Below are 15,427 nucleotides of genomic sequence, written 5' to 3' on the forward strand. Positions count from 1 at the left end.
CCTCATTCACCATACGAGATTGCGAGCTGGGCGAAGACCGTTGTCCAGCCCGATTATCATGTGAAAATAGATAATAATTATTACTCTGTTCCCTATGATTATATCAAATGTACAGTAGACGTTCGAGTAACGAGAAATATAGTTGAAGTGTTTTATAAGAATATCCGGATTGCTTCGCACAAAAGATCAAATAAAACAGGTGGGGATTTCAGTACGATTCCTGATCATATGCCTAGGGATCATAGAAAGTATGCATCGTTTGATAAGGAGTTTATATTAGAGTGGGGTGCCACAACCGGTCCTTCCACCCTATTAACCATTGAAAGAATACTAGAATCTTATCCAACAGAAAAGCAAGGGTTGAAATCGACCTATGCATTGATGAAACTAGCAGATAAATACTCCATCGAACGCATAGAGAAGGCGTGTGAAAGAGTATTGTCTTATACGCCACGCCCAAAACTTAAAAGCATACAAACAATCCTAAAAACAGGACATGATAAATTACCATTGGAGAAAACAAGCGAACAAATGGACACACCAAAAAATGATAACGCATACGGCTTTACTCGTGGCGCTGATTACTACGGAGGGAAAAAATAATGACAACCGATAACACTTTAACAAAATTAAATGACATGAGAATGTCTGCGATGGCAGAAACATTTAGAGAACAATTGAGAAATCCGGAATATCAAGAACTATCTTTTGAAGATAGATTTGGATTACTGGTTGATATTGAATGGTCCAGAAGGCAAAACAATAAGCTTGATCGCCTAATCAAACAAGCAGAATTACGGGACACGCAGGCGTGTATTGAAGATATTGAATATCATCCGGATAGAAAGCTAGATAAGGCACAAATATTGCGATTGGCAACTGGTAATTATATTGAAGAGCATCACAATATTATATTAATGGGTGCTTCCGGAAATGGGAAGACGTATTTAGCCTGTGCATTTGGCATCGCTGCGTGTCGTCAATTCTATAAAGTAAAATACATCCGATTACCTGATTTATTGGATGAATTGGCGATCGCAAGAGGAGAAGGAACGTATAGAAAGGTAATGAAAAAATACAAGAATGTAAACCTACTAATCTTGGATGAGTGGCTATTAACTCCGTTAAAAGAAACGGAATCAAGAGACCTTCTTGAAATCGTAGAAGCACGCCACCAGCAGGGCTCAACTATCTTTTGTTCCCAATTTGATCCTAGGGGATGGCATGATAAAATTGGCGAAAGCACACTGGCAGACGCCATTCTAGATAGGATTGTGCATGATTCCTACAATATACTTATTGACGGTAAAGTCTCGATGAGAGAACGTCATGGATTGGCGGTATCCAAGTGATCCCTGAAGAAGTTGAAATCCGTATAGCAAGGTATTTCCTTCACATGTATTTACCTGATGAAGTAATGCGCGAAGTGGAAGAGAAATTATTACCTCCATGTATTTGGGGAGAAGAAGAGGGATTAGACCACGATGAACTCGTTAGCTTAGCTCAAGAGATAATTAATAAACAACTAGACGGTAAGAGTTTTAAATAAGCTAAACAGCCATTGGAATATATTAGATTTCAATGGCTGCTTATAAATCTACTAGTAGTGGCTCATCTCTGTCCTAAGTGGATCAATTTCTTGTCCCAAGTGGGTCAAAAAGATGGCAGAGGTGGAGCTAACCTATGTCCTTCTTCACTTGGGGAAAATTATTTGAATCTGTTGTTTATCCCCAACATCTTAATGTACGAAAGGTTGAAGACATTTTATACTTTTGATTTAGTTCATATTTGTCTTTTATATATTCTGGTTTTAGTTGCATTCCTCTTATTGGTATATATTACAAAAAAATATGTGCATAAAAAAAATTGGCTTTAGAAAGGAATTTTTTATGTCAACGATTAAAATGGTGAATTATTCAAAGGTAATTAAAAAAAAGTTAATCCTGAATAATATTACTTACACTTTTGAATCCGGAAATATTTATGGATTATTCGGCAGGAACGGTTCAGGAAAAACAATGATTCTTAGAGCAATTGCAGGATTAATTTTTCCGAGTAGCGGATATGTTGAAATTGACGGCAAAATTTTACATAAAGATATTGACTTTCCACCGAGTATTGGAGTGATTATCGAAAATACCGAACTGCTGCCCCAGTATAGCGGTTTCGAAAATTTAAAAATATTAGGGGAAATAAACAAAAAAGTATCAGAGAAAGACATTTTAAAAACTCTCGATGAAGTTGGCTTATCAAAGCAAGCAAATCTCAAAGTCAAGGAATATTCCTTAGGTATGAAACAAAAATTAAGTATTGCCCAAGCTATATTTGAAAAACCAAGAATATTATTATTAGACGAACCAACAAATGCACTTGATGAAGACAGCATTCTTACATTAAGAAATATTTTGTTGAATCTTAAAAAACAAGGCTGTACAATTCTTATCGCTAGTCATCATAAAGAGGACCTAAATATTTTGGCTGATCAAACATTGAAAATTGTTGATGGTGAAATTAGGTAGATAATAACTTTTACGATTGTCTGTTTAAAACACGAAATGAGGTGAAACGGATGAAGAAGGCCAAAAAATTTATTAAACTATCCCTTATAGCGATCATTGCCTTAGGAGTATCTATCCCATTGAGCAGCTTAGCGAGTAATGATGATATAGGTTATAAATTTACAATCTATTCATATCATAAAAATGGGAAAGAAAAGATTGGTAGATATCGCCAAACTAAAAGTGTAGATAATCCTTGGAAAGTAAGATTAGATAGCTCTGGTGAAGGGAAAGGCACAATTACTAGATTTTGGATTGAGAATGCCTCTGCTAGAAATGTAAGTATGTCTAGGGATGTTAAACAAGGTGTAGGTGCTTACTACACAAATCCTTATGCGCAGGCTAACCAGACTGATGTTTGGTTAACAGGTGAAAACAACAATTATAACGGCAAATCATATACTGTATCTGGCGTTTGGGATGAAGAAACTTGGTAATGAAAATACACGGTAATAGTAGATAGGGCTGTCCAGAAAGTCGGTAAAAAATGATTTTTTGTGACAGTCTTTTTTCTTTTTATTAAAAGATGACTCCAAAAAAATCGTCTGTTCTATATATTGAAATAAGTTTTCGCCATTAGTTATTGGTAAAGTTTAAAACAACTGTACTGAAAACAATCATTGGTCAGTTCTTCCAATGTGAATTTTATCTTCAACTAATATAACAATATCGCAAAATATACATTTCTCCATTTTCCAACCTACACTTTGCTAAGTGTACCTTTCTTCCTAACATTTATTTCACAAATATGATCACTTTTGAATCCGAAAATATTAATGGATGATTTGGTAAATGGCGCAGTATGACACCGCGCCAGTTTACACACTCATTTGTTTGATTCAGAAGCCTTTAAGGGCGGTTTTTTCCGGCAGTTTTTCGATCGGGAAAAACGCTGATTTTCCATTGGCCGGGTCAAAATAGACCAGTGCCACGGAATGTTCTTCAACGATCTCGCCATATTGGATATAATCCCGGAGACTGAAAGGAAACGGTTCAAGGATCGTATGCTTATACAAATCCCTTTGCTTTAACTGCAGTTTCGAAAATGTGCTGCCCGCGAGTTCGGGATCGTTAAGAACAGCTTCATAGACATGCGATTTTTCTTCCTTGCTCAAGGTCCGCTCCCACCATTGCTTCCTTGGCTTATAGCGGATGTTGCGCAAATAGTTGTATTTCATCAGCCCTTCAGCGATCGTCCGTCCCGGAACATCTTCCTCTCTTAAAAACTGCTGCAGGCGGAGGAACAAATCCTCCAGCTGATGGCCGATTCTCGCCCAGCCCTGCTCATCCCAATAGGTTCCAAATTGCTGAAAAAAATCAAAGGGCGTCTCAAAACAGGCGGAAACGATATACTCAACGGCGTTGTCCATTCGATGGTGATTCCAGTATTTCTCCAATACGTCTTCAACTTGTTTAATCTTTAGAATATCGTTAAAGTCAATGACATGATTCCCAAGAATTTCATATGGAGCATGGTCCATATAGGTATATCCGAATTGCTTGGCTGACAGCCGCAAACCGGTTCCCCTCAGCATTTTCAAAAACCCGAGCTGCAACTCTTCCGGTTTTAAGGCAAATACGTCATTAAATGTTTTTCTGAATGAGCTGTAGTCCTCTTCCGGAAGTCCGGCAATCAAGTCGAGATGCTGAACAATTTTCCCTCCTTCTTTTACCATGGTGACAGTCCTTGTTAGCTTTTCGAAGTTTTGCCTTCTTTTGACGAGTTCATTTGTTGCATCATTCGTAGACTGGACGCCGATTTCAAAGCGGAAAAGCCCTTTTGGCGCATTTTCATTTAAAAATTCGATTACTTCAGGGCGCATAATATCACCGGTTATTTCAAACTGGAAAACAGTGCCCGGCACGTGTTCGTTGATTAAGAACTGAAACATTTCCATTGCGTAGCTCCGGCTGATATTAAAGGTGCGGTCAACGAATTTGATTGTTTTCGCCCCATTTTCCATTAAGTAACGGATATCTTCTTTTATTTTCTCCCGGTTAAAATAACGGACGCCCACCTCAATGGAAGAGAGGCAAAATTGGCAGCTGAACGGGCAGCCGCGGCTTGTTTCTATGTATGTGACCCGTTTGGAAAGATTGGGTTTGTCTTCCGGAAAACGGAAAGGAGAAGGCGTTTTGCGCAAGTCGATTTTGGGGCGGATGGGATTAATCACAGGCTTTCCGTTTGCCATAAAACCGATTCCCATTACATCCGAAGTTGCTCTGCCACCCGTCAATCTTTCGAGCAGCTCTTTAAATGTCGCTTCACCCTCTCCAATAACAATAAAATTGATTTCCGGCAATCGTTTAAGCCAGTAAACGACATCATATGAAACCTCGGGCCCGCCCAAAATGATGACCGCATCGGGCAGGATTTTGCGCAAAATCTGAATGACTTTAACGGTTTCTTCGATGTTCCAGATGTAACAGCTGAAACCGATCACGTCCGGTTTTTTTGCAAATAAATCGGATGCGATATTGAAAACCGGATCATTGATTGTGTATTCGGCTATCTCTATTTCAAATTCCGGGGCAGCGTATGCTTTTAAATATCTGATCGCTAAATTTGTATGGATAAATTTCGCATTTAATGTACCGGCGACAACTTTCATGATAGATCGGCAGCTCCTTTTTTTAAACACTCACCACCTATTTTAGCGGAGAAAGGAGGAAACCACAATTTAGCGAAAAATGTCGAACGATTATAGCAGGATAAAGATCTAATACAGCGAATAAAAAAAGGACTGGGGGAATCATTTACGATTATCGATATGATCCATGAATGTTCCGGCGTTCTGCATCCTTTTTATCTCAATTGCTTGAATAAATGGTTTCCACTTCGATATTCTCAACTCGATAAACGGCTGTGTCAAACTCGTCACATATTTGCTGGAAAGGAGGGCGGTTAATACGAAACTGGCAAAAATCAAAACAGGCAGGGTCAATGTTTGGTTCAGGTAATCCTCCAAACTGCTTCCTCTAAACAAGCGGACGATAAAACCATGCAGCAAGTAGACGTAAAGTGTATTTTTTCCCCACCTTGTAAAAAAGAAGCGCCGGCGCGGAACAAAAGCAAAGAAACTTCCGGCCATTATAAACTGAATTGCGTATATGCCAGTCCGCTTTAACATTCCTAGAAATTTTTCACTTTCCAGATCACCGTACGGCATTGAACCAAAGAACCATTTTTCATTTAAGTCCGGAAAGTAAATGATTCCCACTGTCACCACGAGCATGACTGCCGCCGCCGTGGCCTTTGCCTTTTTCGAACTTAGTTTCTGAAAGCTGTCTTTGTTTAAAAAGTATCCCACAAGGAAAAATGGAAAGAAAACCAATGTTCTTGACAAACTGAGATAATTCGTAATCCAGTCGGCAAATCCGGCAGCCAAACCGATTGTAATGGCAATTGCCAAAGCTGCGGCCGGTTTTAATTTGTTGAACATCAAAAGTAAAATATTCCAGAAAAAGAGGCTGATTAAAAACCACAGTGACCACCTTGGGTCCAGCAATTCCAAATGAAACGTTTTTTCTTCATGCAAAAAATAATAAAAAACAGCATAAAGAACCTGGAACAGCATGTATGGAACAATCAACTTTTTTGTTATTTTCCAAATGTAGCCTTTCTCATATATTCCTTTGGCAAAAAATCCTGATATGATAATAAAGGCAGGCATGTGAAAGGTGTAAATAAAGTTATACATATAGGAAATAAAGACGTTTGCATCAATATAAGATTGGATAAAATGACCAAACACAACAAGAAAGATTAATAGGATCTTGGCATTGTCAAAATAACTTTCTCTTTTTTCCATTTCATTCACCTACAATTGTTTTTCATTCAGCATATATTTTCCCTTCACAACGGTATGCCAAACATTACGTTATCTTTACAATTGACTTATTCATGAAATCAATGAAGGAGCTTAAATAAAATGATCATGTATTATTGTGCAACGGATAGTCCGATTGGACAACTAATTATTACCGGGACCGATAAAGCAATTACGGGTATTTTTTTTGGCATGGAAAATCTGCCCCCAACAACATGCGAACCTGCTGAAAACGCGAATCATCCGGTTCTCAAAGAAACAGCACGGCAATTGGAGCAATATTTTAAAGGCGCCATTCAGTCATTTAACGTACCGCTGCATTTCCATGGTACATCATTTCAGCAAAACGTGTGGAAGAAGTTGCTGGAAATTCCGTACGGGGAAACGCGAACCTATGGAGAAATAGCGCGGCAGATCGGCAATGAGAAGGCAGTAAGGGCTGTGGGACAGGCAAACAGAAGAAATCCCATTCCCATTATCATCCCTTGTCACCGGGTGATTGGAAAGAATAAGTCACTTACGGGATATGCCGGAAACGAAATTGATAAAAAAGAGGTTCTGTTAAAATTGGAAGGAGCATTAAAATGAATGGCGAATATGTCAAAATCGTGACCAATCATATTCTGGCGTTTACAAAAATAGGGGCTTTTGAGATAATGAGAGGGTTGAAATGAAAATAATTGGCGGAGGAGAACAAACGATGGGTTACGGTAGGAAGGAACAGCAAATCTTGTTGGCAAAAATTCAGGAAAAACGCAAAGAAATGCTTTTTATTGGCAACCAATATGGACTGACTGCCGAGGAAACAGTGACATGCAGCCAAGAGCTTGACCAGTTACTAAATGAATATCATCAACGTTTTCAAGCGGGGAAAGCTTCCCAAAATGCGGGACATGCACGAAAGAAGTCATTCGTTTTGTTTTCCAAATCATTTCATCCAAGCCATATACGCTCGTCCTAACATAATGGAAAACCCCAAAATCAGGTTACATAAATATGAAACGACAAAAAAAGAGATTGCCTGGATCAGGCAATCTCTTTTTGGATCACTTTAATTTGTCCGTTTTCAACAACTGTATGCAGTTCTTGAACGCCCTCATGGTCCAAAATGTAATCGGATATTTGATCCTCCAAATGCTCCTGAATGGCCCTGCGGAGAGGACGTGCCCCATATTGGGGGTGGTAGCCCAATTCCGTTAATTTTTCTTTTACCTCATCAGAAATCGTGATCGTGATTCCTTGTTCGGAAAGTGTGCCAGCCAGTTCAGCAAGCAAAAGATCTACTATTTTCAACAGATGTTCTTTTTCCAGTGCATTAAATTCGATGATCGCATCAAAGCGGTTCAAGAATTCCGGCTTGAAGAATGAGCCGAGCGTATCCAGAATACTTGTCTCTTTTAATGCATTGCTTTGGTCAAAACCGACTTGAATTCGTTTTTCACCCGTTCCTGCATTGCTCGTCATAATGATGACCGAATCTTTAAAGCTGACCGTCCGGCCCTGGCTGTCGGTCAGTCTGCCATCTTCTAAAATTTGCAAGAACATGTGCTGAACATCCGGGTGTGCCTTTTCTATTTCGTCAAGCAATATAATGCTGTAGGGATTGCGGCGTACCCGTTCAGTCAGTTGTCCCGCTTCTTCATGGCCGACATAGCCCGGAGGAGACCCAATCAATTTTGAAACGCTGTGTTTTTCCATATATTCGCTCATATCGAGTCGAATATACGCGTCTTTAGTACCGAATAGCTCTTCAGCAAGTACCTTCGTAAGCTCTGTTTTCCCAACCCCTGTTGGCCCTACGAAAAGGAACGATCCAATCGGGCGGTTTTTTGCTTTTAGTCCCGCTCTGCTGCGGCGAATGGCCTTCGCTACTTTTTGAACTGCTTCATCCTGTCCGATTACCTTTGCCCCAAGAGCTTTTTCCAGGTTTTTCATTTTCTTCTGTTCATCTGATTCCAGTTTTCCGACAGGAATGCCCGTTTTCTTGGCAACGATTTCCTGAATATGGCGGACGTCGACGACAACCCGTTTTTCAGGAGACTCTTCTTTAAGCAGCCTTTCAATTTCATTTTCTTCATCGCGAAGCTTGGCTGCTGTTTCATAATCTTCGTTGGCAAGGGCAGCCTGCTTTTCTTTTTCCAGTTCGGCATAGCGCTGTTGAAGCGATTCCTTGTCTGTATCCTGAATCGTCAAATTTAATTTGGAGCCCGCTTCATCCATTAAATCGATCGCTTTGTCGGGAAGATGGCGATCCTGAATGTAGCGGCTTGATAATTCTACACATGCTTTTAACGCTTCATCTGTAAAAGTCACATCATGGTAGTTTTCATATTTTTCTTTTAACCCCATGAGGATTTCAAATGACTTGTCCAATGACGGCTCCCCGACTTGTACAGGCTGGAAGCGTCTTTCCAGTGCGGCATCTTTTTCAATTTGCCGATATTCTTTTAATGTCGTAGCCCCGATGACTTGCAATTCTCCGCGCGCAAGCGCCGGTTTTAAGATGTTGCCGGCATCCATCGATCCTTCGGCGGATCCTGCCCCGACAAGCAGATGCACTTCATCAATGAACAACAGAATGTTTTTGCGGCTTTGAAGTTCTGCGATGAGTTGTTTCATCCGTTCTTCAAATTGTCCGCGAATTCCTGTATTGGCGACAAGAGATGCGACATCAAGCAAGTAGACTTCCTTGTTTTTCAGTTTCGCAGGTACATTTCCTTCAACGATTTTCAAAGCCAGACCTTCTGCAATGGCCGTTTTTCCGACACCGGGTTCACCGATCAGCACCGGGTTGTTTTTATTTCTCCGGTTCAGTATTTCAATGACGCGGTTAATTTCTTCCTCACGGCCGATGACAGGATCGATCAATCCGGCTTTCGCGGCATCGTTTAAGTTGTGGCCATGTTGATCAAGAAATCCGCCGCCGCGGCCCGCGGCACTTCTTTCTTGCCGGGGGGCGCCCATATGTTGCCCGGATGGCTGATCCATTCCGGCAAAGTTTGTAAAGAAATCATCCAAACTTCCGAATTGGTTTCCAAACGGGGCACCTCCCAATGCTCCGAGTTGTTGTTTTTCAGACGCATAGCATGTTGAGCATAATGCCATCGTTTGTTTTTGTCCGTTAATATTTACGCGGAGATGAATGTTTGCTTGTTTTTCCTTACATTTACTGCAAAGCATTTGCATCTAACCTCCATTAATTGAATTTGATCTTTTTTGACCAATGATCGATATAAAAAAGGTCTTTTACTTTGACTAACTTTGACCTTTGTTTACATTATACACTGACCATTTTTGACTTTCAACCTTTTTTTACTCATTTTACAAATTTTTTTGGGCAAGCCATCATACGCTTTTTTAAGGGGGATGAGCTGTGAAAAATTGGTCGGGTGTATGTCAAGTTGCCGCAGTTTATGTAGGAACCGTCATCGGGGCAGGATTTGCAACAGGAAGGGAAATTGTCGAGTTTTTTACCCGTTTTGGTTTTTGGGGATTGTTATCCATCCTGATCGCGGGATGTTTGTTCATGATCCTTGGATCAAAAATCATGTTGTTATCAATTGACATTAAAGCCGGATCTTTTGAACAATTGAATGAATATTTGTTCGGCAAAAGACTCGCACATATCATGAATTTGCTCCTGTTGGCCATGCTTGTCGGCGTGTGTGCCGTAATGCTGGCGGGTGCGGAAGCATTATTTGCCAAGCAGCTCAATGTTCCCAGGTTTACAGGCATGCTGATTACCGCTTTTCTTGGTCTCGTTGTAATGGCTGCCGGCATAAAGGGTTTGTTTATCATTAATGTGATTGTGGTTCCAATGATGATCGCCTTTAATGCAGCCATTCTTTTTCATGTTGTACCTGCAGGCGATGTGAATTTGTGGCTTCAAATAGAAGATGCAGGAAATGGGTGGTTTGCGGTTTTGTCGGGCATTTCGTATGCAGGTTTTAACCTTGCTTTGGCTCAAGCGGTACTAGTTCCGCTTGCTGCAGAAATAAATGACAAAAAAACAGTCAAATGGGGAGGAATATTGGGAGGGGCATTTCTGACCATCTTGTTGATTTCCGGCCATATTTGTTTATCGGGATTGCGTGATCCGGGGGTGTTTGAAATTCCGATGGCAGTTATTGTGCGCGAGTCGGCGGGAAGCCTTTATTTTATTTATATCTTGATGATTTATGGAGAAATTTTTACGACATTAATTGGCAATACATACGGGCTTGAACGGCAGCTCCATCAATATTTTCAAGTAAACTCCATGTGGATCGTACTGTTTCTGCTGTTGGTTGTCTGTTTGATCAGTCTTGTAAAATATGGGAAGTTGCTCGGTATTTTGTATCCGTTGTTTGGCTATTTGAGCTTTGCCTTTTTGCTGTTATTGTTGATAAAGCCGGCGAAGGGGTCTGCATAAACGGCTGGAAGAAAACATCTTCTCCGGCCGTTTCCGCTTTAACCTGCTGCAGCTGACAGTAATTCTCCCACCTCAAATCTGATGTAATCGGAGAGGTTAGGCGGGAGATGGCGATAGGATGTCGATTGCAAAGGACCCCGCCATTGAATGTCACTTTATTTGCTTGCGATCGTTTCGGCCATTTTTAAAAACGGGTCTTCCATTTGCCGGTTTGCGGAAGTAAAGATTGTAAGCTTTAAAAGCCAGTCTTTTTTGGGTATAAGATAGGCGCTCACTTTATCTTCATCATTGCTGGCCGAATAGATGGCGGCATCTTTTAACCATTCATCATCTTGGCCGGGTTCCGCTTGCTTTACTTCGGGGCTTACTGATTCGAGCTGGACCTTTGCCATTTCGGCCGCCTCGTCTACGGAGGTGTCGGAAGGGAGAAGTTCAATCCTCATGAATTGGCTGTCATTTTCTTTAAAATAAAGGATGTCTTTTTGCGGCTCTTCTCCTGTAAGCTCATATTCAGGCAAGACATACAACGAAAAGCCTTGATTGTCGCTTTCCCGCAAAAAGGCTGTTTCTTCTTTTACATCACCGTTGATTTCATAAGACAAATTTTGCTCCATTAAACGAATCTTTTGCTCCTCTTCCTTATCTTTCTCCGCAGTATGTTCATTTTCCGGCTGTTCGTTTTGCTCATGTTTGTTTTCGGCCGGATTTTCACCGCTTCCTTGATTTACACTGTTTTTCGCCGTTCCGCAGGCCGCGATGAAAAGGACTGCCAGCAGGCAAACCAACAAGAATTTTGTTTGCTTCATTTAAAAAAGCCTCCTTTTGTAAGATTTCCATATTATTGAAGGGGGAAGATGATTAAAAGGAGCAAATCAAATGTCAAATGGGAAATAATGACAAGCGGAATGCTTCTTTTCCATATATATAGCCATCCCCATGCAAGCCCGCTGACGAATGCGGCAATCATCAAGATGGAATAACCGGTAAAATAAAAGGCTGCTGCATTCAAAAAGGCTCCGGCAAGGATGGCAGCGGTTGGATTCATCCAATCCATCAGCCTTTTCAGGATAAATCCCCTCCAAAAAATTTCCTCTCCGGGGATGATGATAAAAATGAGTACTAAATAATGCCAAAAAAAGTCGAAAGTAAAGCGGGCGTAAATGTTGTCCACTTGTGTTTTTAAATGGCCCGGCATTATCTCCAGCATCCAATCTGCAGCGAAAAATAATCCATAAAGAGCGGATCCCGACAATATGCCATATGTGATATATTGTTTCGTCGCCGCTTCATTATCGGGAGGTTCATTGATGATGGAGTAGCTGATCAGGAATAAGATGGTTGCTGTGTATAAATACCAAAACACATCTATTCGGTCAAATGCAACAAAAACAAGCAAGCAGGCCAAAAATATTCCCCCGGCCAATTTAAAATCAATCCATATTTTACTCATTTAACGTACTAAGTCCTTTCTAAATCCCATTTTCACCAAATATTTATCATATCACATCAATAAAGAAGCAAGCATATTGCTTGCTTCTATAATTCCACGGATTCTGTAATGATTTTATATTTTTTATGATTGACTACCGTTTTTTCTTCCAAGTCAAGTTCACGATAGTTTTCCATATAGGTTAAATCAACAATGACCGAGTTATCATTGATTTTTTCCACAATTCCTTGAAGCCCACCCCTGAATTCAATCAAGTCCCCTACTTTGGCGATTTTCATTGGCTTCCCCCTTATCTTTTTTACATAGTTTGCACTATTTTTTTTAAAAGTGCAAATATGGGCGCGGTTAGTCTTTATGACGCGAATATGAACAGTAAAACGGAAAATGAAGAAACTGTCAACCGTTCAAAAGAAGGAATTAGGCGCTCTTAAAACAACTGTAATGTAATTGAAATAAAAAAATTGTCAAAATAAAGGAGTATAAAGTAAAAAAGGTGGTATAGAATAATAACCATGACTGATCTTACTTTTAAGTGGTCATGTCAATCTCATTTTTCCCCTTTTTTGTCGGAAGGCTACAATTAGCCTTCCGTTTTTTAATTTTTTGGATGAGGATCGATATAATTTTTATATTCTTTTATACTAAAAGCAGGAGGTGAACGGATCAATAGCGAAACGGATAATATACAATATTTTAACATGGGGTGAAAGTACATGGAGCTTGGCTTAGCGGGAAAAAGCGTGCTCGTCATGGCATCAAGCAAAGGGCTTGGAAAGGCGATTGCGGCACAGTTTGTTTCGGAGGGAGCCAAAGTGATGCTTGCCAGCCGCAACGAAGAGAGATTAAAAGCAGCAGCTGCAGAGTTAAATAGTTTAAAAGCGGGAGCGGCAGAATATACGGTCTGTGACATGATGAATCCCCCGGATATCCGGCGGGCGGTCACGTCTACGGTTGAAAAGCTTGGCGGCATCGATATTCTGGTGAATAATGCAGGCGGTCCCCCGGCAGGCGGATTTGAGGACATGGATGATGATGACTGGGAAAAATCGTTCCAACTTCATTTGTTATCCTATATAAGAACCATCAGGGAAGCGCTCCCTTATTTAAAGAAACAGGGAGGAAAAATTGTCAATATCGCTTCTTCCTCGATTAAAGAGCCGATACCGGGACTGATTTTATCCAATACGTTTAGACTCGGCATTGTCGGGCTTTCCAAAACATTGTCGGAGGAGCTCGCGCCATACAGCATACTGGTCAATACGGTCGGACCGGGCAGAATCGCAACGGAAAGAATTAAAGAACTTGATCGGGCCCAGGCTGACCGGGAAGGAGTCCCGGTTGAAGCCATCAAAGAACGGGCGAAAAAGGGCATACCGCTCGGAAGGGACGGCAGGCCGGAAGAATTCGCGAAAGTGGTCGTATTCCTTGCATCAGACGGCAATACATACATGACTGGCAGCACTTTTATAGTTGACGGCGGCAAATTAAGATCCATCTAAACAGGAAAGGGCGGTTTTAACGTTGGGTACAGTAATCGGCTTTATTGGAATCGGTGTCATGGGGAAATCAATGGTCCGCAACTTGCAGAAAAATGGGTACCATGTGCTCATTTATACACGTACGAAAGACAAGGCCGAAGATTTGATCAGGGAGGGGGCCGAATGGAAAGAAAGCCCCAAAGAAGTAACAGGCCAATCAAATATCGTGATAACGATGGTCGGTTATCCGCATGATGTTGAGCACGTATATTTTGGTGTTGACGGAATTTTTAATGGCATATCACCAGGGAAAATCGTAGTGGATATGACGACTTCAACGCCGACGCTGGCCAAAAAAATTGCTCAAGAGGCGCAAAAAAGGGGAATTGGGGCGCTTGATGCCCCGGTGTCAGGCGGAGACATAGGGGCGAGGAACGGAACCCTTTCCATCATGGTCGGCGGTTCAAAAGAGACATTTGAGCGGCTTAAGCCCGTTTTTGAAATTCTTGGCAACAATGTTGTTTATCAGGGAGAAGCCGGATCGGGTCAACATACGAAAATGTGCAACCAAATTGCCATTGCGTCCAATATGATTGGCGTGATGGAAGCGCTCGTTTATGCGAGAAAAGCAGGACTCGACCCGGAAAAAATGCTTCAATCGATCAGCACGGGAGCAGCGGGAAGCTGGTCGATGTCCAACCTGCTCCCAAGAGTATTAAAGGAAGATTATTCTCCCGGATTTTTTGTAAAACATTTTATTAAGGACATGGGAATCGCGCTCGAGGAAGCACACAAGATGGATTTAAAGCTTCCCGGGTTGGAACTGGCCAAACAAATGTATGAAGCCATTGCGGAAAAGGGAGAAGGCGAAAGCGGGACACAGGCATTGATTAAATATTGGAGTTAAACTCGGGAAGGGCCGCTGTTTCAATAGCGGCCCTGATCATTTTAAAAAAGCGCAAGCGCCTTGCTCAGCACGGGGAGCCAAGGCGAAACACGCAGGAGGCCCTGCCTGCACTAGCAGGTCCTGTCAGATACAAAAAAGCTTTTTTGAAGAGCAAGATATACTTTCTCTTAAAAAAAGCTGTCGCCCAATTTTTTAAATACAGGCTTCTTTCTGTCTGGATGGTCGGGCTTTTGTTTGGTTTCTTTAAGACCTGTATATTCTTGCAAAAGCTGCTTCGCAGTGTTGAGCGGCATTCGGGTTTTGGGATTGCGGGAATGTTGGTCAAGATGGCCTAAATGGGGCAGATGTTGAAAATCGTCTTTGGTGGGTGGTATGTGAAAGGTGTAATCACCGCATTTTACCAAAACATCAGATTGCTGCTGGCTAAACTTCGGATTCCTTGAAAAATGCAGCCCTGTCTTAGTCGCTTTTTTTTCTTGGATCATTTTATCAATGGCCGTCTTTTTCAGTTTATATAAAAATTTGGGGTTGGTTGCGGTTTTCGCATGTCTGTTGACGGTAAAAATCGCTTGGGAAAGGTTTTCGATCGTCGGCGGCAACGAGTGCGTCTTTTTGGAATCCGAGTCCACGGAATGTTCCCCTTTCTAAAGATTGATGGAATTTGCATATTATTATACCATTTAATGCATCTGTTGGAAAGGCACCGGCAAAATACAACAGCTTTGAGGAGTAAATTTATGTTTTTTAGTCCTTAAAACAGAAAATGCACTTATCCACAGGTGTAAAAATTTAC

At 41.2% G+C, this 15,427-nt stretch carries 17 protein-coding genes; 10 read left to right on the top strand and 7 right to left on the bottom strand.

The genetic code is table 11. The features are described 5' to 3' along the window. The 5 genes from AB1L08_RS18485 to AB1L08_RS18505 form a co-directional block, all read left to right on the top strand. Positions 1 to 603: Mu transposase domain-containing protein (locus AB1L08_RS18485; RefSeq protein ID WP_413066112.1), on the top strand; the 603-nt coding region annotated here is incomplete at its 5' end. After that, the gene (istB, locus tag AB1L08_RS18490) at positions 603 to 1,352 is read left to right on the top strand and encodes an IS21-like element helper ATPase IstB (protein ID WP_120075983.1); all 750 of its coding nucleotides are present in this window, start codon (positions 603 to 605) and stop codon (positions 1,350 to 1,352) included. The genes AB1L08_RS18485 and istB, both read left to right, overlap by 1 nt. After that, complete coding sequence (locus AB1L08_RS18495; protein ID WP_120075985.1) at positions 1,349 to 1,549, top strand: hypothetical protein; 201 nt, start codon at positions 1,349 to 1,351, stop codon at positions 1,547 to 1,549. The genes istB and AB1L08_RS18495 overlap by 4 nt, the downstream gene beginning before the upstream one ends. Before the next feature lie 340 nt (positions 1,550 to 1,889). Then, entirely contained in the window at positions 1,890 to 2,519 is a 630-nt protein-coding gene (locus tag AB1L08_RS18500) for an ATP-binding cassette domain-containing protein (RefSeq protein ID WP_413066113.1), read from the top strand. Positions 2,520 to 2,569: 50 nt separating this feature from the next. Further along, complete coding sequence (locus tag AB1L08_RS18505; RefSeq protein WP_413066114.1) at positions 2,570 to 2,995, top strand: DUF2712 domain-containing protein; 426 nt, start codon at positions 2,570 to 2,572, stop codon at positions 2,993 to 2,995. A gap of 402 nt (positions 2,996 to 3,397) precedes the next feature. Here the strand turns inward: AB1L08_RS18505 and AB1L08_RS18510 are convergent, their stop codons facing one another. Together AB1L08_RS18510 and AB1L08_RS18515 are read right to left on the bottom strand one after the other, a co-directional pair. Then, positions 3,398 to 5,170, bottom strand: coding sequence for a B12-binding domain-containing radical SAM protein (locus tag AB1L08_RS18510; RefSeq protein WP_413066115.1), 1,773 nt, complete (start codon positions 5,168 to 5,170; stop codon positions 3,398 to 3,400). 141 nt (positions 5,171 to 5,311) lie between these two features. Beyond that, on the bottom strand, positions 5,312 to 6,370 hold the full coding sequence (locus AB1L08_RS18515; protein ID WP_413066116.1) for an acyltransferase family protein: 1,059 nt from the start codon (positions 6,368 to 6,370) through the stop codon (positions 5,312 to 5,314). Between the two features lie 120 nt (positions 6,371 to 6,490). Here AB1L08_RS18515 and AB1L08_RS18520 point away from each other — a divergent pair, with 120 nt between their 5' ends. Continuing rightward, positions 6,491 to 6,976 (top strand): methylated-DNA--[protein]-cysteine S-methyltransferase, encoded by a 486-nt coding sequence (locus AB1L08_RS18520; RefSeq protein WP_413066117.1) that lies wholly within the window; start codon positions 6,491 to 6,493, stop codon positions 6,974 to 6,976. Positions 6,977 to 7,058: 82 nt separating this feature from the next. Then, on the top strand, positions 7,059 to 7,349 hold the full coding sequence (locus AB1L08_RS18525; protein ID WP_413066118.1) for a Spo0E family sporulation regulatory protein-aspartic acid phosphatase: 291 nt from the start codon (positions 7,059 to 7,061) through the stop codon (positions 7,347 to 7,349). Between the two features lie 65 nt (positions 7,350 to 7,414). Here AB1L08_RS18525 and AB1L08_RS18530 read toward each other — a convergent pair whose 3' ends face one another. After that, a complete protein-coding gene (locus AB1L08_RS18530) occupies positions 7,415 to 9,568 on the bottom strand; it encodes an ATP-dependent Clp protease ATP-binding subunit (protein WP_413066119.1) in 2,154 nt (717 codons plus the stop codon). Between the two features lie 193 nt (positions 9,569 to 9,761). Here AB1L08_RS18530 and AB1L08_RS18535 point away from each other — a divergent pair, with 193 nt between their 5' ends. Next, positions 9,762 to 10,799, top strand: coding sequence for a YkvI family membrane protein (locus tag AB1L08_RS18535; protein WP_413066120.1), 1,038 nt, complete (start codon positions 9,762 to 9,764; stop codon positions 10,797 to 10,799). A 155-nt stretch (positions 10,800 to 10,954) separates the two neighbouring features. On the opposite strand, the gene AB1L08_RS18540 is transcribed toward AB1L08_RS18535, so the two are convergent. The 3 genes from AB1L08_RS18540 to AB1L08_RS18550 all read right to left on the bottom strand — a co-directional run bounded on the left by AB1L08_RS18540 (position 10,955) and on the right by AB1L08_RS18550 (position 12,527). Further along, complete coding sequence (locus tag AB1L08_RS18540) at positions 10,955 to 11,605, bottom strand: hypothetical protein (RefSeq protein WP_413066121.1); 651 nt, start codon at positions 11,603 to 11,605, stop codon at positions 10,955 to 10,957. Between the two features lie 32 nt (positions 11,606 to 11,637). After that, the gene (locus AB1L08_RS18545; protein WP_413066122.1) at positions 11,638 to 12,249 is read right to left on the bottom strand and encodes a CPBP family intramembrane glutamic endopeptidase; all 612 of its coding nucleotides are present in this window, start codon (positions 12,247 to 12,249) and stop codon (positions 11,638 to 11,640) included. An 86-nt stretch (positions 12,250 to 12,335) separates the two neighbouring features. Next, a complete protein-coding gene (locus AB1L08_RS18550; protein WP_413066123.1) occupies positions 12,336 to 12,527 on the bottom strand; it encodes a YkvS family protein in 192 nt (63 codons plus the stop codon). A gap of 435 nt (positions 12,528 to 12,962) precedes the next feature. On the opposite strand from AB1L08_RS18550, the gene AB1L08_RS18555 reads away from it, so the two are divergent. After that, on the top strand, positions 12,963 to 13,748 hold the full coding sequence (locus AB1L08_RS18555) for an SDR family oxidoreductase (protein WP_413066124.1): 786 nt from the start codon (positions 12,963 to 12,965) through the stop codon (positions 13,746 to 13,748). A gap of 22 nt (positions 13,749 to 13,770) precedes the next feature. Continuing rightward, positions 13,771 to 14,634 carry an NAD(P)-dependent oxidoreductase gene (locus AB1L08_RS18560; protein ID WP_413066125.1) on the top strand — a complete coding sequence of 288 codons (864 nt, stop codon included), beginning with the start codon at positions 13,771 to 13,773 and terminating at the stop codon, positions 14,632 to 14,634. 167 nt (positions 14,635 to 14,801) lie between these two features. Here AB1L08_RS18560 and AB1L08_RS18565 read toward each other — a convergent pair whose 3' ends face one another. After that, a complete protein-coding gene (locus AB1L08_RS18565) occupies positions 14,802 to 15,263 on the bottom strand; it encodes a YkyB family protein (RefSeq protein ID WP_413066126.1) in 462 nt (153 codons plus the stop codon). Positions 15,264 to 15,427 lie beyond the last annotated feature (164 nt).

It is taken from the genome of Siminovitchia jepli, from assembly GCF_047228825.1.
In the GTDB taxonomy this organism is placed as follows: domain Bacteria; phylum Bacillota; class Bacilli; order Bacillales; family Bacillaceae_C; genus Siminovitchia.